The sequence below is a fragment of the Mesorhizobium sp. Root552 genome (assembly GCF_001427285.1).
Taxonomy (GTDB): Bacteria; Pseudomonadota; Alphaproteobacteria; order Rhizobiales; family Rhizobiaceae; genus Mesorhizobium.
In genome coordinates this window covers 1-20,213 of record NZ_LMFV01000002.1, presented here as the reverse complement: position 1 = coordinate 20,213, position 20,213 = coordinate 1, and the positions used below count along the sequence as shown (strand labels likewise).

Here is a 20,213-nt window from a genome sequence, read left to right as displayed (position 1 = left end):
TGTGATTTTCTCGGATGAACTGCGCTTCCTAAACAGCGCACATCGAATATCGGGTCAGGGGCAAGGCAAATGTGCGGGATTGTAGCTATTGTTGGCCATTCGCCAGTGGCGCCGCTGATTGTCGACGCGCTGAAGCGTCTTGAGTATCGCGGCTATGATTCGGCAGGCGTCGCCACCATCGAGCGCGGCGAGTTGTCCCGCCGCCGGGCCGAAGGAAAGCTGGTCAATCTTGAAACGCGGCTGAAGAACGAGCCGCTGTCCGGCACCATCGGCATCGGTCATACCCGTTGGGCCACCCACGGCGTGCCGAACGAGACCAATGCGCATCCGCATTTCTCCAACGGCGTGGCCATCGTCCACAACGGCATCATCGAGAATTTTGCCGAACTGCGCACCGAGCTGATTGCAGACGGCTACCAGTTTTCCTCGCAGACCGACACCGAGGTGGTCGCCCATCTGGTCTCGCGTGAAATGGCGCGCGGCGCCAAGCCGGTGGAAGCGGCCCACAACGCCTTGAAGCGCTTGCAGGGCGCTTTCGCGCTCGCCATCATGTTCAAGGGCGACGAGGACCTGATCGTCGGCGCCCGCAACGGTCCGCCGCTCGCCGTTGGCCACGGCCAGGGTGAGATGTTCCTGGGCTCCGATGCCATTGCGCTCGCCCCTTTCACCAATTCCATCACCTATCTGGAAGATGGCGACTGGGCGGTAGTACGCCGCAACGACGTGTCGATCTTCGACATGGAAGGCAAGGCGGTCGAGCGCAAGCGCCAGAAATCGCTTGGCACCTCCTATCTGGTCGACAAGGGCAACCACCGCCATTTCATGGAAAAGGAAATCCATGAACAGCCGGAGGTTATTTCGCACACGCTGGCGAACTATCTCGACTTTACCAACGGTGCGACAAAGCCGCTGGACCTGCCGTTCGACTTTGCCAAGATCAATCGCCTCGCCATCTCGGCCTGCGGCACGGCCTACCTTGCCGGCCTGATCGGTAAGTACTGGTTCGAGCGTTACGCCCGTCTGCCGGTCGATATCGATATAGCCTCGGAGTTTCGTTATCGCGAAATGCCGCTGTCGTCCGGGGACGCCGCACTCTTCATCTCGCAGTCGGGCGAGACCGCCGACACGCTGGCCTCGCTGCGCTACTGCCGTCAGGCGGGCATGAAGATCGGCGCGGTCGTCAACGTGCGCGAATCGACCATTGCCCGCGAGGCCGACGTGACCTTGCCCACTCTGGCGGGTCCGGAAATCGGCGTTGCCTCCACCAAGGCGTTCACCTGCCAGCTGTCGGTCATTGCGTCGCTTGCGGTGCATGCTGCCGCTACTCGCGGCACCATTTCCACTGATGAGGAAAGGGCGCTGGTGCGCGCTCTCTCTGAAGCGCCGCGCTACACCAACCAGGTGTTGAATACACTCGACGGTCAGATCGAAAGACTGGCCCGCGAACTCACCCGCTACGAGCATGTGCTTTACCTTGGCCGCGACACCAATTTTCCGCTCGCCATGGAAGGCGCTCTGAAACTCAAGGAAATCTCCTACATCCATGCAGAGGGCTACGCTGCGGGCGAGTTGAAGCACGGGCCGATCGCGCTCATCGATAAAAAGATGCCGGTCATCGTCATCGCGCCGCACGACCGCATCTTCGAAAAGACCGTGTCGAACATGCAGGAAGTGGCTGCGCGCGGCGGCAAGATCATCCTCATCACCGATGCCAAGGGCGCGGCCCAGGCGAGTGTGAATACGCTCGAAACCATCATCCTGCCGGATGTGCCGGAAATCATCTCGCCCATCGTCTATGCGCTGCCGATCCAGTTGCTGGCTTATTTCACCGCCGTGTTCATGGGCACCGACGTCGACCAGCCCCGCAACCTCGCCAAGTCCGTGACGGTGGAATAGGGCAAGACCAACTTCGCTGTTCCAAACAGCGCCCCGCTCGCCTAATGTTGCGCCGCAACGAAGCGGGGAGCGATGTCGGACGTAATCAAGACTTCAGCCATGACGCGGCTCAGGAACTATTTCCTGACCGGCTTCATCGTCTGCGCACCGCTGGCGATCACCGCCTATCTCACATGGTCGTTCGTTGGCTGGGTCGATTCGTGGGTGAAGCCCTATATCCCCTCCCGCTACAGCCCGGACACCTATCTGCCATTCGCCGTTCCCGGCTTCGGCCTCATCGTCGCGCTGGTTCTGATCACGCTGATCGGCTTCCTCACCGCCAACATTGTCGGCCGCGCCATCGTCAATTTCGGAGAGCGCCTGCTTGGCCGCATGCCTCTGGTGCGCGGTATCTACCGTTCGCTCAAACAGATTTTCGAAACCATCTTGTCCAACAAGGGCGACATGTTCAAAGCGGTCGGGCTGGTTGAATATCCGCGCAAGGACGTGTGGTCGCTGGTCTTCGTCCCCGGCGAGAAGCAGACCGAGATCAACGAGAAGCTGGATGCCGGCGACGATCCGCTGCTCGCCGTCTTCATGCCGTGCACGCCCAATCCAACCACGGGCTTTTTGATGTATGTGCGCAAGTCCGAGATCGTCATGCTGGACATGACCATCGAAGAGGGTGCCCGTCTCATCGTTTCTGCCGGTTTGGTGGCCCCGGACCTCAAGACCAAGCAGGCCGGTCCAAAAGGCGGGCCGATCAAGATTTCCAATCCGACATTTGAAGAAGCTCAGCCGGCGCGCAGCAAGCGCACCGCTTCGTCCCTGCCGAACAAGTAGAGCAGCAGCCGCAGGGCTTCGCCGCGCTCCTTTTGCAATTCGGGGTCTTGCGTCAGGATCAGCCGTGCATCGTCGCGCGCAGCTTCGAGCAGGTCGCCGTGCGCTTCGATACGGGCGATCTGGAAGCCCGGCGTGCCTGATTGGCGCGTGCCCAGTACTTCTCCTTCGCCGCGCAATTTCAAGTCTTCCTCGGCGATGACGAAGCCGTCTTCCGTCTCGCGCATCACCGACAATCTGCGCTTTGCGGTTTCGCCGAGCGGGTCTTTGTAGAGCAGCACGCAGGAGGAGGGCTTGTCGCCGCGCCCGACCCGCCCGCGCAACTGATGCAGTTGGGCAAGCCCGAAGCGCTCGGCGTGCTCGATCACCATGATGGTGGCGTCCGGCACGTCCACGCCCACTTCGATGACGGTGGTAGCGATCAGTACGCGTGTCTCGCCTTCCTTGAAGGCGCGCATCGCTTCATCTTTCTCGGCCCCTTTCATGCGCCCGTGCACGAGGCCCAGCCGGTTGCCGAACACCGGTTTCAGCGAAGCGAAGCGATCCTCCGCCGACATCAGTTTTACTTCCTCGGATTCTTCGACCAGCGGGCATATCCAGTAGATTTTCTGGCCATCCGCAACGGCATCGCTGATGCGTCCGACCAGTTCGTCCAGCCGTTCGAGCGGCAAGGTGACGGTGCGGATCGGCCGTCGCCCGGCCGGCTTTTCGGTAAGCTTGGAAACGTCCATGTCGCCGAAGGCGGTGAGAACCAGCGTGCGGGGAATGGGCGTCGCCGTCATCACCAGCATGTCGGGCGCGTCGCCCTTGGCGGTGATGGCCAAGCGCTGATGCACGCCGAAGCGATGCTGCTCGTCCACCACGGCAAAGACAAGGTTCTTGAACGTTACGCTTTCCTGGAACAGCGCATGCGTGCCGACCACGATGTCGATCGAGCCATCAGCGAGGCCGGCCAAGGTGTCCGTGCGCTCGCGGCCCTTTTCGCGGCCGGTCAGGATGGCGGTCTTTAGCCCCGCCTGTGCGGCCAGTGGCGCAATCGTCGCCAGATGCTGGCGGGCGAGGATTTCGGTCGGCGCCATCAGCGCCGCCTGTCCGCCTGCTTCCACCGCTCGCGCCATGGCAAGCAGCGCCACCACCGTCTTGCCGGAGCCGACATCGCCTTGCAGCAGCCGCAGCATGCGCTCCGGTTCGGCGAGGTCTGCAAGTATCTCGGCAAGCGCGGTTTCCTGCGAGTTGGTCAGCGAGTAGGGCAGGGTGGCGCGCAGCTTTTCCACGACGCGTCCGTCGCCGGTCAGCGGTCGCCCGGAAAGTCGCCGCACCTTTGCCCGCACCAGCGCCAGCGACACCTGTCCGGCCAGCAATTCGTCGTAGGCGAGCCTGCGCCACGCGGCCCCTTCCACGGCAACGTCGAGCGGATCGGCGGGGTTGTGGACGCGCTCAAGCGATGTCCGGAAATCGGGAAAGCTCTGCTTGCGCATGAAGGCGCCGTCCTGCCATTCCGGCAGCGTCGGCACGCGCTCCAGCGCTTGGCCGACGGCGCGGCGCAGCACCTTGCCGGAGAGTCCAGCCGTCAGCGGATAGACCGGCTCGACCAGCGGCAGATTATGCGCTTCGCTGGCCAGCGCGATGTGGTCAGGGTGCACCATCGACGGGCGGCCGTTGAACCACTCCATGCGGCCTGAAACCAGAACCTGCTCGCCCTCCGGCATCGCCTTTTCCAGATAGGCGGCATGGGCATGGAAGAAGGTCAGCGCGATTTCGCCGGTGTCGTCATGCGCATAGACCCGGTACGGCACCGACTTGTTGCCGCGCGGCGGCGGCTGGTGCCGGTCGATGCGCACCTCGAGCGTCACGATCGCGCCTTCCGCCGCATAGGCGATGCCGGGCCGGCTGCGGCGGTCGATCACCGAATTGGGCAGCACGAACAGCAAATCGCCCGCGCGTGCCGACCGTTCGCCAAGATCCACCGGCAGCACGCGTTCGATCAGCGTTGCCACCTTCGGGCCGACGCCGGCCAGCGAAGTAATGGGCGCGAACAACGGATCGAGCAGGGAAGGGCGCATGGCTACACTTTCGCCAGCCAATTACCCCCACCCCTAACCCCTCCCCGCAAGGGGGACCGGAACCCTGAAGCGATGGCGTCCCCCTCCCCCTTGCGGGGAGGGGTTAGGGGTGGGGGTTCGGTCCGAAATGCAACGAGAGACATCGGCAGAGATTAAGAACTCCGTGCCGCGTTGCAAGGCTGACACCGGCCTCTATCCACGCTATATGCGCAACCAGCCGACGAGGAACAAGCATATGACCGGAACGACGAGAACAAGCGAAGGGCTGGAGCCCCGGCGCGCCAAGCTTCTGTTCCGCTCATGGCATCGCGGCATGCGCGAGATGGATCTCATCCTCGGGCGCTTCGCCGATGCCGAGATCGGCGTCTTGACCAGCGACGAGATCGACCAATATGAAAGGCTCCTCGACATCTCCGATACCGATCTTTTGCCGTGGATCACCGGCCAGCAGCCGATCCCGGAAAATCTCGGCCTGCCGATCCTGCACAAGGTCATCGCCGCGCGGGATGTCTCTGTCTGAACGATAGCCTTCGAAAAGCAGTCTCATGAGCCTCCTTCCCATAATCGGCCTGCCGAAGACCGGCCTTGGCGCATTCATCGTCGATGGCGTTGCCGATGGCTATGAGGCCTTTGCCATCGCGCAGGCGGTGAAGGAGGCAAATCCCGATGGCCCGCTTTTGTTCGTGGCCCGCGACGGCCAGCGTCTGCCGGCCATCGTCGAGGCGCTTTCTTTCGTCGCGCCTGGCCTGCCGGTACTGGAACTCCCGGCCTGGGATTGCCTGCCATACGACCGCGTGTCGCCGGGCTCCGAGGTCGCTGCCCGCCGCCTCGACGCGTTGACCGCCATGATCGCGCTGGCCGCCAAGCCGCATCGCGCCGTCATCCTCACCACCGCCAACGCGCTGTTGCAGCGCATCCCGCCAGCCGATCTGGTGGAAGCGCAGACCTTCCACGCCAGGCCCGGCAACCAGATCGATATGAACAGGCTGGTGGCGCGGCTGGAAACCTCCGGCTTCGAGCGCGTGCCGACGGTGCGCGGCGTTGGCGAATTCGCCGTGCGCGGCGGCATTCTCGATCTTTACGCGCCGGGCTGGAGCGAATCGCTGCGCCTCGATTTCTTCGGCGATACGCTGGAATCGATCCGCGCCTTCGATGTCGCCAGCCAGCGCACCATCGGCCAGCGCAACGCCATGTCCTTGCAGGCCATGAGCGAGGTGGCGCTGACGCCCGAAACCATCAGCCGCTTCCGCCGCGCCTATATCGAAGCCTTCGGCGCGCCCTCGCGCGATGACGGGCTTTACGCCGCGGTCAGCGAAGGCCGCCGCTTTGCCGGCATGGAGCACTGGCTGCCGCTTTTCTACGAGCGGCTGGAGACGGTGTTCGACTATTTGCCCGGCTTGCCTGTGGTATTCGACCACCTGACGCATGAATCGCTTGCCGAACGCCATAAGCTGATCCTCGATCACTACGAGGCGCGCACGGCGCAGGCCGGTGGCGCGCTAAAGGAAGCGGTTCCCTATAAGCCGGTCGAACCGGCGCGCATGTACCTCTCGCCCGATGATGTCGCTGCCGCGCTGCAAGAACGCCTTGCCATCGAGTTCACGCCCTTCGACGCTCCCGATGCCGGTGGGCGCAAGGTGTTCCATGGCGGTTCGAGGTCCGGCCGCAGCTTTGCCGAGGAACGCGCCGACCCCAACGCTAATGTTTTCGACGTGGTGGTCAGGCACATTGCCGAGGAACGCGCCAAAAAGCGCCGCGTCGTTGTTGCCGGCTGGACCGAAGGCTCGCTCGACCGGCTGACCCAGATCCTCGACGAGCATCACCTTGGCGGGTTGAAGCCCGTCGCCACCTTGGCCGAAACCGAAAAGCTGGAAGCAGGGCAGGTGGGCCTTGCCGTGCTGCCGCTCGAAACCGGCTTCGAGACGGATGAACTGGTCGTCGTCGCCGAGCAGGATATTCTGGGCGACCGCCTCATCCGCCGCTCCAAACGCAAGAAGAAGGCGTCCGACTTCATTGCCGAGGCGGCGTCGCTGTCGTCCGGCGACATCGTCGTCCACGCCGATCACGGCATCGGCCGCTTCATCGGCCTGAAGACCATACAGGCCGTAGGCGCGCCGCACGATTGCCTCGAAATCCACTATGCCGGCGACGACCGCCTGTTCCTGCCGGTCGAGAACATCGAACTTCTGTCGCGCTACGGCTCCGACTCAGCCGAAGCAACGCTGGACAAGCTGGGCGGCGGCGCATGGCAGGCGCGCAAGGCAAGGCTCAAGAAGCGCCTGCTCGACATGGCTGGCCAGTTGATCCGCATCGCCGCCGAGCGCCAGATGCGGGCCGCCCCGACGATGATCCCCGCCGATGGTCTCTATGGCGAGTTTTCCGCCAGGTTCCCTTACGAGGAAACCGACGACCAGCAGACGGCGATCGATTCCGTCATGGAGGATTTGTCCGCCGGCAGGCCGATGGATCGGCTGATCTGCGGCGATGTCGGCTTCGGCAAGACCGAGGTTGCGCTGCGCGCCGCCTTCATCGCCGCGATGGAAGGCTTCCAGGTTGCCGTCGTCGTGCCGACCACGCTTTTGTCGCGCCAGCACTTCAAGACCTTCGCGCAGCGCTTCTCCGGCCTGCCGGTGCGCGTTGCCCAGGCTTCGCGGCTGGTCGGTGCCAAGGAATTGGCCGAAACCAAGAAGGGCATTGCCGAGGGCACGATAGACATCGTCGTCGGCACCCATGCGCTGCTTGGTTCGTCGATTTCGTTCAAGCGGCTCGGCCTGCTCATCATCGATGAGGAGCAGCACTTCGGCGTCAAGCACAAGGAACGGCTGAAGGAACTGAAGAGCGACGTGCATGTGCTGACGCTGTCGGCCACGCCTATCCCGCGCACCTTGCAACTGGCGCTGACCGGCGTGCGCGAACTGTCGCTGATCGCCACGCCGCCTGTCGACCGCATGGCCGTGCGCACCTTCATCTCGCCCTTCGATCCGCTGGTCATCCGCGAGACGCTCCTGCGCGAACGCTATCGCGGCGGACATTCCTTCTATATCGTGCCGCGCATCAGCGATCTGTCGGAAATCCAGGATTTCCTGCGCGAAAACGTGCCGGAACTGAAGGTCGCCGTCGCGCACGGCCAGATGCCGCCCGGCGAACTCGACGACATCATGAACGCCTTCTACGACGGCCAGTACGATGTGCTTTTGTCCACCACCATCGTGGAATCCGGCCTCGATATCCCGACCGCCAACACGCTCATCATCCACCGCGCCGACATGTTCGGGCTGGCCCAACTTTACCAGCTGCGGGGCCGCGTCGGTCGCTCGAAGGTGCGCGCCTATGCGCTGTTCACGTTGCCGGCACGCAAGAAGCTCACCGACACCGCCGACCGCCGCCTGAAAGTGCTGCAATCGCTCGATACGCTGGGCGCAGGCTTCCAGCTTGCCAGCCACGACCTCGATATCCGCGGCGCAGGCAACCTGCTTGGCGAGGAACAGTCCGGCCACATCAAGGAAGTTGGTTTCGAGCTTTACCAGCAGATGCTGGAGGAGGCCGTTGCCGAGGTGAAGGACAGCGGCGAGGTGCAGGATGGCGGCTGGTCGCCGCAGATCGCGGTCGGCACAGCCGTGATGATCCCGGAAGGCTACGTGCCGGACCTGCAACTGAGGCTCGCGCTCTACCGTCGCCTGGGCGATCTCGAAACGCCGGAAGAGATCGATGCTTTCGGCGCGGAACTGATCGACCGCTTCGGTCCGCTGCCCGACGAGGTCAAGCACCTGTTGAAGATCGTCTTCATCAAGGCGCTCTGCCGCAAGGCCAATGTCGAGAAGCTGGACGCCGGTCCAAAAGGCGTCGTCATCCACTTCCGCAAGCGCGAATTCTCGAACCCCGCCGGGCTGGTCAAGTTCATCGCCGAGCAGGGCTCGATGGCCAAGATCAGGCCGGATCAGTCGGTCGTCTTCATCCGCGACTGGCCGAATTCGGACAAGCGGCTCGCCGGCTCCGCCATCATCATGACGCAACTGGCCAAGCTAGCGGCGTAGAGAAAAACATCTCTCATCCGATCTCGCTTCGCTCGGATGAGGGGTGTTGCTGGACGCAGACTTGCGAAAGAAGCCCAAAAACTCGCTTACCCCGCGTTCTCCAACACCCCGTTCGCCTTTGCCTGGGCAATCTGGCGGATGGCGTCGGTAAGCGTGGCGGCATCCTGAGCACCCATCACCGCATATTTCCCTTCCAACAGGAAACACGGCACGCCGGTTATGCCCATGCGCGATGCGGTGGCGATTTCGTTCTGCACCGCTTCCACGTCGGCGTCGGAAGGCAGCAGTGCCTCCACAACGGATACATCCATTCCGGCCTCGCGCGCGGCCTCGATCAGCACGGCGTGATCGCCGAGATTGCCGCCCTCTTCGAAATTGATCTGGAACAGCCGCCGAACCAGCCGGTTCTGCACCTCTTCGCTCATGGCGCCCGCCCAGCGGATAAGCCGGTGCGCGTCGAGCGTATTGGGCGCGACCTTGATGGCGTCGAAGGCGAAATTGATGCCCTCTACATCTCCCAACGGCTCGATCCGGGCATGGATTTCGCGAATGCGTTCTTCGCTGCCGAACTTGCCCAGCATGTAGTCGCGCCTGTCCTTGCCCTGCGGCGGGATGGTCGGGTCGAGCTGGAACGGACGCCAGCGAACGTGGACCTCGACATCGCCTGCTGCGGCTATCGCCTTGTCCAGCCGTTTCTGGCCGATGAAGCACCACGGGCAGACGACATCGGACACCACGTCCACGGTAATGGCGGTCGGCTTGCTCATGGTCGTCCTTTCAGGGAAATCCGGCGGAAATGGCGAGTTTGCAGACCTTAACGGTCCAAACCTAGTTCGTCTTCCGCCACCATGTAGGTAACTGATATCCGAAAAGCGAGGTCTTGTCCGGGTGCGCAAGGTAGGCCCAATACGCGATCCATTGCTCGCTGTTGTGTTGCATCGGCACCATGTAGGCCCCTGAAATCAGCAACCGGTCGAGAACGCGCACCGCCGCGACAAAATCTTCTTTGTCGCGCGCGTTCACCATCGCGTCCATCGCCGCGTCCACGGCGGGGTCAGCGACACCGGCCAGATTGAAAGAGCCTTCGGTTTTCGCCGCTTCCGATCCCCAGCGCCCGATCTGCTCGATGCCGGGCGAAAGCGAATTGTTGAAACCGGTAGCACCAATCAGCATGTCGAAGTCGAAGCGCTGCTTGCGCGCCTGGATCTGGTCGCCGTCCAGCGCCCTGATCGTCACTTCGATGCCGATCTTTGCCAAGGTACGTTGGTAGACGGCGGCAAGCCGCTGCTCATCCTGGGATGAGGTCAGGATTTCGAAGGCCAGTGGCCGGCCCTTGGGATCGTGCAGCGCGCCATCGCTCATCTTGTAGCCGGCGCCCTTCAGCATATCGAAAGCCGCGCGCAGCACCTTGCGGTCCTGTCCCGATCCATCCGTCACCGGGGGTCGCCACGTCCCGTCCATCACGTCAGCCGGCACACGGTTGGGGAAGGGGGCAAGCAGCGCCTTTTCCTTGTCGCTTGCAGGATGGTCGAGCGCCGACAGTTCCGAACCTTGCCAGAAACTCATCGTGCGCTTGAACTTGCCGCCGAACAGGTTCTTGTTCGCCCATTCGAAGTCGTAGAGCATGCCGAGTGCTCGCCGCACCGTCGGGTCGGCGAATTTTTCCAGTCTCGTGTTGAACAGGAAGCCGGTCACCACCGGCGGAATGCCGCTCTTGAAGTTTTCCGCGACCACGCGTCCTTCCTTGAACGCCGGGAAGTCCATGTCGCGGGCGCGCTTGACCGGATCGACTTCCGTGTTGATGGCGCACAGGCCCTTCTTGAACGCCTCCAGCTGGGCGTTGGAGTTGAGGAAATATTCGATGGTCACCTTGTCGTAATTGTCGAAGCCGCGTTTGGCGGGAATGTCCTTGCCCCAATAGGCCGGGTTGCGCTTGAACACGATGCGCTGCCCCGGCACCACCTGGTCGATCACATAGGGACCGCTGCCGATGACCGGCTTCAAGGTGGTCTGGTCGAAAGTTTCCAGCTTAAACGCATGGGCCGGCAGGATCGGCGTCATTGCGATGATCAGCGGAAATTCGCGGTCGGCCCTGTCGTTGAAGGTGAAGCGCACGCTGCGCTCGCCGGTCTTTTCCAGCTTGGCGACCTTTTTCATGCGGTCGGAATAGGGCGGCCGGCCCTTTTCGGTATAGGCCTCGTAGGTGAACAGCACGTCTTCGGGCGTGACCGGCTGGCCGTCCGACCACTTGGCATTCGGATCGAGATGAAATTCGATCGATTTGCGCTCGTCGTCCATGTCGGCGGTGTCGGCAAGCAGGCCGTAGAGGCTGAAAGGCTCGTCGGCATTGCGCTGCATCAATGGCTCGAAGACGAAATTGCCGTAGATTGTATCGATCACGCCGCGCGCGGTGGTGCGCAGGCTCTTAATGATGAACGGGTTGAGGTTGTCGAACGTGCCCACCACGCAATAGGTGATTTCGCCACCTTTGGGTGCGTCGGGATTGGCATAGGGAAAATGCGTGAAATCTGCCGGCAACGCCGGGTCGCCCTGCATGGAGATGCCGTGCTTGGGTGCCGCCAGCAGGTTTTGCGGCGCAAAGGCGATAAACGCGGCGGCGGCCAGCCAGGCAGTAGTTCGGCGCATCGCAGACTCCGATTTTGGACCTGGGGATGATTCGAACGCCAGACTACCATCCTGGAGGCTGTGCGCCCCCTCAAGAAATGCGTTGAACAGGCTGGATTTGCCAACGCTGTCAGTGTAACACCCGCGCCAAAGCCATTCTGTTGCCTCATTTGCGCAACAGGTAGCGTGGCCATTCGGCGCCCTGAATGCGTCGCAGGCAGAGTCGAGAGGAAGCACACCATATGAAGAGCTTGAACTCCAACGCTTACCGCCTGTCGGTCATCGCTGCCGGCGTGGCAGGTTTCCTGGGCGTGGGCCTCGTGGAAGTGTCCGCTCAGCAGCAGGTTCCTCAGGGCTGGTTCAAGGCCTGCTCCAAGCAGGAGGACGTCGATATCTGCAACGTGCAGAACATCGTCACTGCCGGCAACGGCCAGCTTGTCACCGGCGTCAGCCTCATCGACCTGCGCGGCAAGGTCAACCGCAAGGTTTTCCAGGTCACGGTGCCTACCGGTCGTCTCGTGCCTCCCGGCATCGGCTTGCAGGTTGACGGCGGCAAGGCCCAGAAGCTCGACTACGTGATCTGCTTCCCGGATCGCTGCGTGGCCGAGGTTCCGATGACCGACCAGCTCGTGGCGTCGCTCAAGAAGGGCTCCGAACTGACGCTGACCTCGGTGAATTTCCAGAACCAGCCGAACCCGATCAAGATTTCGCTTCAGGGCTTCAGCGGTGCGTTCGACGGCCCTGCCATGCAGCAGTCCGACCTCGAGGATCGCCAGAAGAAGCTGCAGGAGTTCGTTACCAAGAACAACGAGGACTTCGCCAAGAAGCTCAAGGAAGAGCAGGACAAGGCCAAGACCGGCAATTGATCCTGCTGAGCGCCTTTACGGCGCACAGCCTCAAGGTATGATTTCAAAAAGGCCCCGGTTTTCCGGGGCTTTTTCGTTTCGGCTCGCGTCTTAGAAGCCGGCTTCGTTCACGGCGCCGTCATGGCATTCGCTTAACTCACGGCCACGACAGGTCCGACGAAGTGAGTCTGATGCGAATGGCGTGGTTGACTTGGGCGCTTGCCGCTCTTTTCCTGATCCCTGCCGGAGCGGCGCATGCGACGGATACCCGCGCCGGCCGGATCCTGGAACGCTTCGAGCATGCCAACCAGTGGCGCGATCATGTCATGGTGGTCGCACACCGCGCTGGTGGCCTTCAGGCTGGCAAGACGCGCTTTCCTGAAAACTCGCTCGCCGCGCTGGAAGCCGCCATCGCCGCCGGTGCCGAAATGGTCGAGGTGGATGTCCGCCGTTCCGCCGGCGGCGCCTTGATCGTCATGCACGACAGCTGGCTCGATCGCACCACCACCTGCAAGGGCGAGGCCGCGAGCCGAACGCTGGCCGAATTGAAGACATGCCGGCTGGTTGTCGAAGGCACCGGCGTCGCCACCGGCGAACCGGTCTCGACCCTTGCCGAATTCCTTGCAGCGGCGAAGGACCGCATTCTCGTCAACATCGACAACAAGCTTGCCCTGGCGGACCTGCCGGAAATGGTAGCCGTCGCGCGCGACCTGGACATGGCCGGCCAGGTCGTCATCAAGGAGAACCTGTGGAACGAGCGCCGCATCGCCGAGGCTGGCGAGATGCTGCGCGCGGCTGGCGGCGGCTTCCATTTCATGCCGATCATCGCCGACGATGCGGTGAGCGACGCGCGTTTCGCCGAGACGGTCAGGGCTGCCTTGCCGGCCGATGCGATGGAGATGATCAACTGGCGCGCCGGTGCCCAGACGCTCACTGAAACCGGCGGGCCGCTGTTTTCCAACCGCATGCGCGCCGCGGCTATACGCGGCGACTGGCACATCTGGGCCAACACCTACGCCATCGTCAACAAGCCGGGCGGCTATCTCGCAGGCGGGCGCGGCGATGAACTGGCCACGGCTGCCAGCCTTCCTGCCGAAAGCTGGGGCTTCTGGGCCGAGCGCGGCGTCACCATCATCCAGACGGACGAACCCGCGGCCGCCATCGAATGGCTCTCCGTCAACGGTTACCGCGTGCCCTATGGCGATCAGCAGCCTGTCTCGTCCGGCCAGACCGCCAGCATCAACTGACTGCCGATCCAGCCCACGCAAACAAAAAGGCCGCCCGAAGGCGGCCTTTCCGATCTGGTGCCAGCACCGTGGCGCTTAGCGCTTCGAGAACTGATATCTGTAAAAAGTATTGTTTTATAATATGATAGAGGCAAATGATTTCTTTGTAAAATTTTTGTCAATCGATGCGGGATCGTCAATGGACTCGTGGCAAATCGACCGCAGCAATCTTTTGTCTTCCGATAGAGGTTAGGAAAATACTCCGCAAACCGAAACTCTCGTCTGAATGCTTTGGGGCTTACGCCACAGTATCTTGCGGCTTCTGCCAGCGTGAGAAGTCGCTTCTCTCTACAATCGGCTCGTTCAGTTTCCTCCATATGCGGCCTCTTTCAAATGGGTATTGGAGTGAAATAGGCGCTTTCGGTGGGAATTCAAGTATAGATTGGTAAAAAAAATATTATTCCACCAAGGCACCCATTTTGTTCTACATTTTACTAATGTATAAAAACCGGCTATTTTTGGTCAGATTTCGCACGAATACTAGAAAATAATGCTAATAATCGTTGTTTTTACACTGATTACAGCAAAATCTCCCGAGAACGTCTGAAAATCGCTGTTGACAAGCCGCATGTACCCGCTCTATATATACGAAAGTATTGATTGAAGAAATATTAAATCAGTGAATTTATATATTTCGATTATATAGAAAAACGTTAGTTGCATGATAGAATATTTAAATGCACCGGCTGGGTCCGGTAAATCGCACGCTGCCATTTTGGAGTATGCTCATGAGCGAGCCATGGGCGGCGAACGTGTCCTGATCGCCATGCCGACCAAGAAGGTCATAGCCGAGACAATGACGGCGCTGGAGATCGGCTGCTCTGACAACGTTCGGGTTCAGGAAATCCTGTCCGATGATGGGGACGAGCAGTCTGAGGCGGTCATCCGGCGCTTGCATCGATGCCTGAAGAAGCCGGAATCGAATGGTGGCGAGATTGTTTTCATCACCCATCAAGCCCTGAGCATGTTTCGCTACCATGGCGGGCTTGATTGGCATCTCATCATCGATGAAGCACCGCAGGTCCATCATGCCTTTGATCTGATGATCGATGAGGAAGTCCTGAAACTGGCGGGTGCCTGTTCGAAGTCGCCAACCCCTTGGGGCGATCTGACGGAGCTTTCTCTGCGCAAGCATCCGGAGAAGGTGATCGCTTTCCCGGAAGATGTCGCCGACAGAACCGACATTCATAGACTGGCATGGAATGCCCGTGCGGATCACATCAGCGTGTATGCGCCAAAGACCAGCATCGATGCGCTGGGCTCAGATGACCGGTTCGGAAAAAAGCTGAATGCCTTCTCGCTGGTTCGCCCAGAAGTGGTGAAGCCTTTTCAGAGCACCTTGATCCTGTCGGCAAATTTCAAGAACACGCTGATATATCAACTGTGGTCGATGCTTGGTGTTCGCTTTGTCGAGAACAAGAAACTGGCATCGGGACTGCGGTTCCAAGAGCATGATGGAAGCCGAGCGACAATTTCCTATGTCATGGATCGGCCATGGTCTGGAAAGCTTCAAGGCCGTCAATCAGAGATTGATGGCTCTTCTCTCCATGACCAGATTGTTCAAAAGGTTTCTGCCCATTTTGGCGATGAACCGTTTCTCTGGGTCGCCAACAAGTTGCATGGCGAGAACCTGTTTCCAAACAATCCAAACGGGATACATCTGCCGAGTATTTCCCATGGCCTGAACTGCTATCAGCATGTGGACAATGTCGTTTTCCTGTCGGCCTTGAATCCGAGTCCATCCGAACTGTCCTATTTTGAGACGCTTGGCTTGACCGAGGAACAGGTGAAGGTCGCCCGATTTTATGAAACCGCCTATCAATCGATCATGCGGTGTTCACTCCGATCGCCGAATGACACGCAACCTGTCCAGATTATCGTGATGGATAGAGCGACCGCCGATCATCTCCATTACCTGTTGCCCGGATCGACAATCGAGAAACTGGATTGGTTATCCGGCCATCAGATGGAGTCAAAAAAGTCTGGGAGAAGAAAGAAATATAGAAATAATGCAACAAGACAGGCTGCATACAATTATAGAAGAAGATAAGCTAAAGACCATATTGAATTTATCAACAAGTGTAACAAAATTATTCTGGATGATATCTCCGATGATTCTCGCTGTTACGAAACCTATATTAATAATAATATACAAAACGTAACAAGTTGGTTCTATGGAATGCAATTCCCATCTATAACTGCCAAAAATCCTGAGGATTATATACTATATGAATCTAATCGGGAATTCATCGAATTCTTGATGCATCAATCGCAGAGAACCATTCCCGACCGGGCAGATAACTCCTTGATCAGTCCGGCCTATTTTAATGCAAAAGAAGGCGTGAATACCCAGCGGGGGCTGAAGAATGTCGAATTCCTTCGAGGAATCTGGCTCGACAATGATGGCGGTGATCTCGAACCGGAAAAATTGGCCAAACTTTTTCCCGGTCTCGAAATGGTGATTTTCAACACCTTCAGTTCCACTAGAGCCAAACCACGATATCGAGCCTATATTCCGACAACGACCGTCTTCAGTGTTCAGACCCACAATACGATCATGAACGAATTCTGGTCACGGTTTGAATCGGCTTCTGCGGATCATGGTTTTGATCCGAGAAAGAAGAACGCAGCCAGTCTGTTTTACCTGCCCTGTCAGGCGGCTGATCTATCTGGGAATATTTTCCTTGAGTTCAAAGGTGGCAAAAGGAAGCCATTGGAACCAAGGGAATGGATTCAAAAGTATCATCGAAAGCCGCCAGAGGCGGAGCCGTCCATCCCGGCCACTGACTGGTTGATGGATATTGCGATCAAACCCATCAAGGAGGAATGGCGGAAAGTGGCCAATATTCCGGGTGCTGGAAACGACAATTTCTTTGAATTTGCCCTGAAATTGCGATCTGCCGGCATGGACGATGCCAATCTCAAACTGATCCTGCATCAGGAAGCGGCTTACGCTCGCAATCCCGAGGATCGCAGGCGACAGATTCCATCCATCATTCAGTCATTTAAGAACTATGGGAAGGTCGGCGTCGATCCGAAGGCCGCATAACCGGTAACCTTTGACAGAGTTTGATAGCGTATCCTGCGACAAAGGTTGCCTTGATGATCGGCTTTCATGCTGGTCAGATGGGCGTGGAATTTTCGGGGCATACGCATGAATCATCAAACTCTATTCAATGCGGCAGGCGATAGAGGAAGGTTTTATCCTCGATGTGCTCAAAAATTATACGCCGTACAGACTGGCCTTCAAATTGGCAAATGGCGGTCAGGAATGGGATGACAGGCAGGTTGAGCGTGATGCTGCGCTGAAAGGCATCATGCAATGGGTTCGGCTTCATCCCTACAACATCAGCCAGAAGGTTCAGATTGTCGTTGAGCATTTTCGGGAAAATGTCGCTCCGCTGCTCGATGGCAAGGCCAAGGCGATGGTGGTTTTGGCCAGTCGCAAGGAAGCGGTTCGCTGGCAGATTGCCGTTGAAAAATATATCAAATCCAAAGGCTACAAGATCGGCTCTTTGGTGGCGTTCTCAGGTGAGGTTGACGACAAGGAAAGCGGTCCCGATCCATTCACCGAAAACAGCAAGGAATTGAATCCGAACCTCAAGGGCCGGGACATTCGGGAAGCATTTGCGGGCGAGGAATATCAATTGCTTCTGGTGGCCAACAAATTCCAGACCGGTTTTGATCAGCCGCTCTTGTGCGGCATGTATATCGATCGGCGGCTTGCCGGCATTCAGGCGGTGCAAACCCTGTCACGTCTCAATCGGGCGCATCCCGGCAAGGACACCACCTACATCTTGGATTTCGTGAACAGTTCGGAAGATATCCTGTCTGCCTTCCGGACCTATTACGACACGGCGGAACTGGAAGCCGTCACCGATCCGAACCTGGTCTTCAATCTGCGCACCAAGCTCGATGCTTCCGGCCATTACGATGACTATGAAGTTGATCGGGTTGTTCGGGTCGAAATGGACCCCAAAGGCCAGCAGGGGCAGCTTGTGGCGGCTATCTCGCCAGTGGCTGACCGATTGCTCAAGAAATTCAAAATCGCTCAGGAAAGGCTGAAAACGGCGCTGGATAAGGGCGATGATGCCGATGCCACGACCGCTCGTGATGAGTTGAATTCTCTGGTTCTGTTCAAGGGTGACATGGGCGCATATCTGCGACTTTATTCCTTCCTGTCGCAGATATTCGACTACGGCAACACCGATATCGAAAAGCGCTTCATCTTCTATCGCCGGCTCATTCCATTGTTGGAATTTGGCCGGGAGCGGGAAGGCATCGACCTGTCGAAAGTGAAGCTGACGCACCACAGTCTGAGATCGCAGGGTCGGTTGCCGCTATCCGTGGACGGTGGGAAAAAAGAAAAACTGGCTCCATTGACGGAAGCCGGTTCGGGCAGCCTTCAGGAGAAGGAAAAGGCGCTTCTTGCCGAGATCATAGCCAAGGTGAACGACCTGTTCGAAGGTGAACTGACCGACGATGATCAGCTTGTCTATGTGAACAACGTCATCAAGGGAAAGCTGCTGGAATCGAAGGAACTGGTCACACAGGCCAGCAACGACACCAAGGCCCAGTTCGCCAACTCGCCTACGCTGTCCGAGGAAATCCTGAACGCCATCATGGACGCCTTGGCGGGCATACCGTGATGAGCAAGCAGGCGCTGGAGTCGCAGAAAGTCCGGGATGGCCTGAAGGATGTTCTGCTTGGTCCGGGCCAGCTTTACGAAGCGTTGAGGGAGCGGGGTAATGAAGCAGAGACTGATGTTGGCGGTATTGGTGCTGCTGGCGATGCTGCAACCGGGTAGAGCTGACCAAGCCCAATATGAAGTAACCATAATCATCCAGACCGGCTTAAATCAGACTGGCGACTACAACGGTTCAATTGACGGAATGTGCGGCGTCGATACTGCCGATGCAGCTAACCACTACATGATCCGAAAAGGCGAGCTTACCGCAAGCGAAAAGGTTGAAACGAACGAATTCTGCGAAAATCTTCCTGCCTATTACTTTGCTGTTTTCAAGGGAAAAGAACCCTTCGCTATCGAAAATCAATTGGGATTTGAGACGGTGAGCAGAAGCGAAGTGGAGAGATTGTTCAAAAGTTGTGGAAGGCAAACCCCAGACGACGATCTAGATTTCTTTGCGGATGGCTCAAAGGCGGCCATGTTTGGAGTGTTTGAGCTAATTCTCGAAACGCCTACTGACGAAAAGGATGACGAAAGCTACCGCTGCATGTTGAGGCAGGGGCGCTAGTTCTTGATGAGCAAGTTGGCACTGGAATTGCAAAAGATCAGGGACGGGCTAAAGGATGTTTTGCTTGGTTCGGGGCAGCTTTACGAGGGGTTGAGGGAGCAGGGAAACGCAGAATCCAGCGAAGAATGACTCGCCAGTGGCAAAATCGCCACACTGCAAGCTTAAATAACGTTCCTTGTCGCTAAGCTCTTTGCCTTTCAGTTGAGCATTGTGTTGTTCTAGTATTCTCTATTCGGAATTCAGGCTATTGGGGCAGCAGTGCTATGATAAATGTTATTTCACGATCAGCTATTTTAGCAATTTCTATGATTGGGCTTGCTTGCTTCCCCACTTTTGCTGCCGATGCGGGAATGCCATTGCCTTCGGAAAAATTGCCGGTAGCTACGAGATTCTATGCTTCAGTTTTTGCCGGTGCGAGTTTCGATTCAGAATATCGAGCAGATATCGACCCCATAAACTGGCATTACATCTATTCGCTCGATACGGGCTGGTCGCTAGGCGGCACGCTAGGGGCTCGGATCAATGACTGGTCAAGGGTAGAAGCAGAGCTCTCCCATCAAAGATTTGGTATAGATACGGACGAAGCGTTTGGGAATATCGTCTTCGGCCCATTTGATTTCACTGGAACCGGAGGTGTTAACGCCACCTATCTCCTAGCCAATGTCTGGATAGATATTCCTTTGAACATGGCGCTAAAACCCTACGTGGGTGGAGGTGCCGGTGTGGCATGGCTAGAGCCGGACTGGACGGATGGATTTAGTCCCTACGGTCATCACGATGGCGGCGTTTCGTTCGCATGGCAGCTAGGGGCTGGTGTTCAGTACGACCTAGGGAATGGTTGGGCAATTGATGCTGGATATCGCTATAAGAAGATCGAAAACGCTGATATCACCGACACAATGGGCGACGTTTTGGCAGGCTCTCTGCATAGCCACAATCTCCAATTGGGTGTTGTCCTCAACTTCTAGGGCGGCCTAATCTGCCGACAATGCCCTTAGTGGTCATTGTCGTTCCCAGCCTTTTCGGCCATTTCTTTCTTTTTCTCTGCTTCAAGCCATTTGTCGAAGGGGTCCATCAGGTTGGTATAGGGCGGAATTTTTCCGGCTTCTTCCAACTCCTTCAGGCTGAACGTCGGAATCTTGCGCCGCTTTTCCTTGGTTGATTTGCTGTTCAAAACGGCTCCGGTCGCTCTTTAGAAATTCTCGATCTTTTCAAGATCGGCTTTGTGCTCTCGCCAGTGCTTGCTGAAATTCTCGATGCCGGTTTCCTTCAGTAGTCGATCGATTTGTAAGCATGCGCCGTAGGCCGCCTTGTTGAGAAGTATTTCGGCGTTCAGCTTTTCGCGTTCGTAATCCGGCAGCATTGCCGGCAGCGGTGCTGGAGAGCTTTG

Annotated in this window: 16 protein-coding genes; 11 read left to right on the top strand and 5 right to left on the bottom strand. The window is 58.4% G+C overall.

The genetic code is table 11. The features are described from left to right. Positions 1–69 precede the first annotated feature (69 nt). A complete protein-coding gene (gene glmS, locus ASD50_RS01405; RefSeq protein WP_056234833.1) occupies positions 70–1,896 on the top strand; it encodes a glutamine--fructose-6-phosphate transaminase (isomerizing) in 1,827 nt (608 codons plus the stop codon). Positions 1,897–1,968: 72 nt separating this feature from the next. Further along, on the top strand, positions 1,969–2,718 hold the full coding sequence (locus tag ASD50_RS01400; protein WP_056234830.1) for a DUF502 domain-containing protein: 750 nt from the start codon (positions 1,969–1,971) through the stop codon (positions 2,716–2,718). Here the strand turns inward: ASD50_RS01400 and recG are convergent. Beyond that, on the bottom strand, positions 2,670–4,778 hold the full coding sequence (gene recG / locus ASD50_RS01395; protein ID WP_056234827.1) for an ATP-dependent DNA helicase RecG: 2,109 nt from the start codon (positions 4,776–4,778) through the stop codon (positions 2,670–2,672). The two genes, ASD50_RS01400 and recG, sit on opposite strands and share 49 nt — an antisense overlap. Before the next feature lie 235 nt (positions 4,779–5,013). Here recG and ASD50_RS01390 point away from each other — a divergent pair, with 235 nt between their 5' ends. Both ASD50_RS01390 and mfd read left to right on the top strand, forming a co-directional pair. After that, complete coding sequence (locus tag ASD50_RS01390; RefSeq protein ID WP_056235079.1) at positions 5,014–5,298, top strand: succinate dehydrogenase assembly factor 2; 285 nt, start codon at positions 5,014–5,016, stop codon at positions 5,296–5,298. A gap of 25 nt (positions 5,299–5,323) precedes the next feature. Next, complete coding sequence (mfd, locus tag ASD50_RS01385) at positions 5,324–8,812, top strand: transcription-repair coupling factor (protein WP_056234823.1); 3,489 nt, start codon at positions 5,324–5,326, stop codon at positions 8,810–8,812. An 86-nt stretch (positions 8,813–8,898) separates the two neighbouring features. Here the strand turns inward: mfd and ASD50_RS01380 are convergent, their stop codons facing one another. Then, positions 8,899–9,579, bottom strand: coding sequence for a DsbA family oxidoreductase (locus ASD50_RS01380; RefSeq protein ID WP_056234820.1), 681 nt, complete (start codon positions 9,577–9,579; stop codon positions 8,899–8,901). A gap of 61 nt (positions 9,580–9,640) precedes the next feature. Continuing rightward, positions 9,641–11,458, bottom strand: a complete 1,818-nt coding sequence (locus ASD50_RS01375) for an extracellular solute-binding protein (protein WP_056234817.1) — start codon at positions 11,456–11,458, stop codon at positions 9,641–9,643. 221 nt (positions 11,459–11,679) lie between these two features. Between ASD50_RS01375 and ASD50_RS01370 the strand changes: the two genes are divergently transcribed. The 7 genes from ASD50_RS01370 to ASD50_RS01340 all read left to right on the top strand — a co-directional run bounded on the left by ASD50_RS01370 (position 11,680) and on the right by ASD50_RS01340 (position 19,791). Next, on the top strand, positions 11,680–12,303 hold the full coding sequence (locus ASD50_RS01370; protein WP_056234814.1) for an invasion associated locus B family protein: 624 nt from the start codon (positions 11,680–11,682) through the stop codon (positions 12,301–12,303). A gap of 170 nt (positions 12,304–12,473) precedes the next feature. After that, positions 12,474–13,529 (top strand): glycerophosphodiester phosphodiesterase family protein, encoded by a 1,056-nt coding sequence (locus ASD50_RS01365; protein ID WP_056235077.1) that lies wholly within the window; start codon positions 12,474–12,476, stop codon positions 13,527–13,529. A 700-nt stretch (positions 13,530–14,229) separates the two neighbouring features. Further along, positions 14,230–15,618, top strand: coding sequence for a DEAD/DEAH box helicase (locus ASD50_RS01360; protein WP_413813863.1), 1,389 nt, complete (start codon positions 14,230–14,232; stop codon positions 15,616–15,618). 210 nt (positions 15,619–15,828) lie between these two features. Then, positions 15,829–16,617, top strand: a complete 789-nt coding sequence (locus tag ASD50_RS01355; protein ID WP_056234808.1) for a hypothetical protein — start codon at positions 15,829–15,831, stop codon at positions 16,615–16,617. 127 nt (positions 16,618–16,744) lie between these two features. Further along, a complete protein-coding gene (locus tag ASD50_RS01350; protein WP_200952367.1) occupies positions 16,745–18,217 on the top strand; it encodes a type I restriction endonuclease subunit R in 1,473 nt (490 codons plus the stop codon). 99 nt (positions 18,218–18,316) lie between these two features. Further along, the gene (locus ASD50_RS01345; protein ID WP_156464893.1) at positions 18,317–18,823 is read left to right on the top strand and encodes a hypothetical protein; all 507 of its coding nucleotides are present in this window, start codon (positions 18,317–18,319) and stop codon (positions 18,821–18,823) included. 263 nt (positions 18,824–19,086) lie between these two features. Beyond that, positions 19,087–19,791: an outer membrane protein gene (locus ASD50_RS01340; RefSeq protein ID WP_082549454.1), complete on the top strand. Its 705-nt coding sequence runs from the start codon at positions 19,087–19,089 to the stop codon at positions 19,789–19,791. A 26-nt stretch (positions 19,792–19,817) separates the two neighbouring features. On the opposite strand, the gene ASD50_RS01335 is transcribed toward ASD50_RS01340, so the two are convergent. Next, on the bottom strand, positions 19,818–19,997 hold the full coding sequence (locus tag ASD50_RS01335) for a hypothetical protein (protein ID WP_056234796.1): 180 nt from the start codon (positions 19,995–19,997) through the stop codon (positions 19,818–19,820). Between the two features lie 18 nt (positions 19,998–20,015). Beyond that, positions 20,016–20,213: hypothetical protein (locus ASD50_RS23345; protein ID WP_162251972.1), on the bottom strand; the 198-nt coding region annotated here is incomplete at its 5' end.

Coding starts and splice junctions, on each gene's coding strand:
- glmS (WP_056234833.1), top strand. CDS start 70: ATGTGCGGGATTGTAGCTATTGTTGGCCATTCGCCAGTGGCGCCGCTG.
- ASD50_RS01400 (WP_056234830.1), top strand. CDS start 1,969: ATGTCGGACGTAATCAAGACTTCAGCCATGACGCGGCTCAGGAACTAT.
- recG (WP_056234827.1), bottom strand. CDS start 4,778: ATGCGCCCTTCCCTGCTCGATCCGTTGTTCGCGCCCATTACTTCGCTG.
- ASD50_RS01390 (WP_056235079.1), top strand. CDS start 5,014: ATGACCGGAACGACGAGAACAAGCGAAGGGCTGGAGCCCCGGCGCGCC.
- mfd (WP_056234823.1), top strand. CDS start 5,324: ATGAGCCTCCTTCCCATAATCGGCCTGCCGAAGACCGGCCTTGGCGCA.
- ASD50_RS01380 (WP_056234820.1), bottom strand. CDS start 9,579: ATGAGCAAGCCGACCGCCATTACCGTGGACGTGGTGTCCGATGTCGTC.
- ASD50_RS01375 (WP_056234817.1), bottom strand. CDS start 11,458: ATGCGCCGAACTACTGCCTGGCTGGCCGCCGCCGCGTTTATCGCCTTT.
- ASD50_RS01370 (WP_056234814.1), top strand. CDS start 11,680: ATGAAGAGCTTGAACTCCAACGCTTACCGCCTGTCGGTCATCGCTGCC.
- ASD50_RS01365 (WP_056235077.1), top strand. CDS start 12,474: ATGCGAATGGCGTGGTTGACTTGGGCGCTTGCCGCTCTTTTCCTGATC.
- ASD50_RS01360 (WP_413813863.1), top strand. CDS start 14,230: ATGATAGAATATTTAAATGCACCGGCTGGGTCCGGTAAATCGCACGCT.
- ASD50_RS01355 (WP_056234808.1), top strand. CDS start 15,829: ATGCATCAATCGCAGAGAACCATTCCCGACCGGGCAGATAACTCCTTG.
- ASD50_RS01350 (WP_200952367.1), top strand. CDS start 16,745: ATGCGGCAGGCGATAGAGGAAGGTTTTATCCTCGATGTGCTCAAAAAT.
- ASD50_RS01345 (WP_156464893.1), top strand. CDS start 18,317: ATGAAGCAGAGACTGATGTTGGCGGTATTGGTGCTGCTGGCGATGCTG.
- ASD50_RS01340 (WP_082549454.1), top strand. CDS start 19,087: ATGATAAATGTTATTTCACGATCAGCTATTTTAGCAATTTCTATGATT.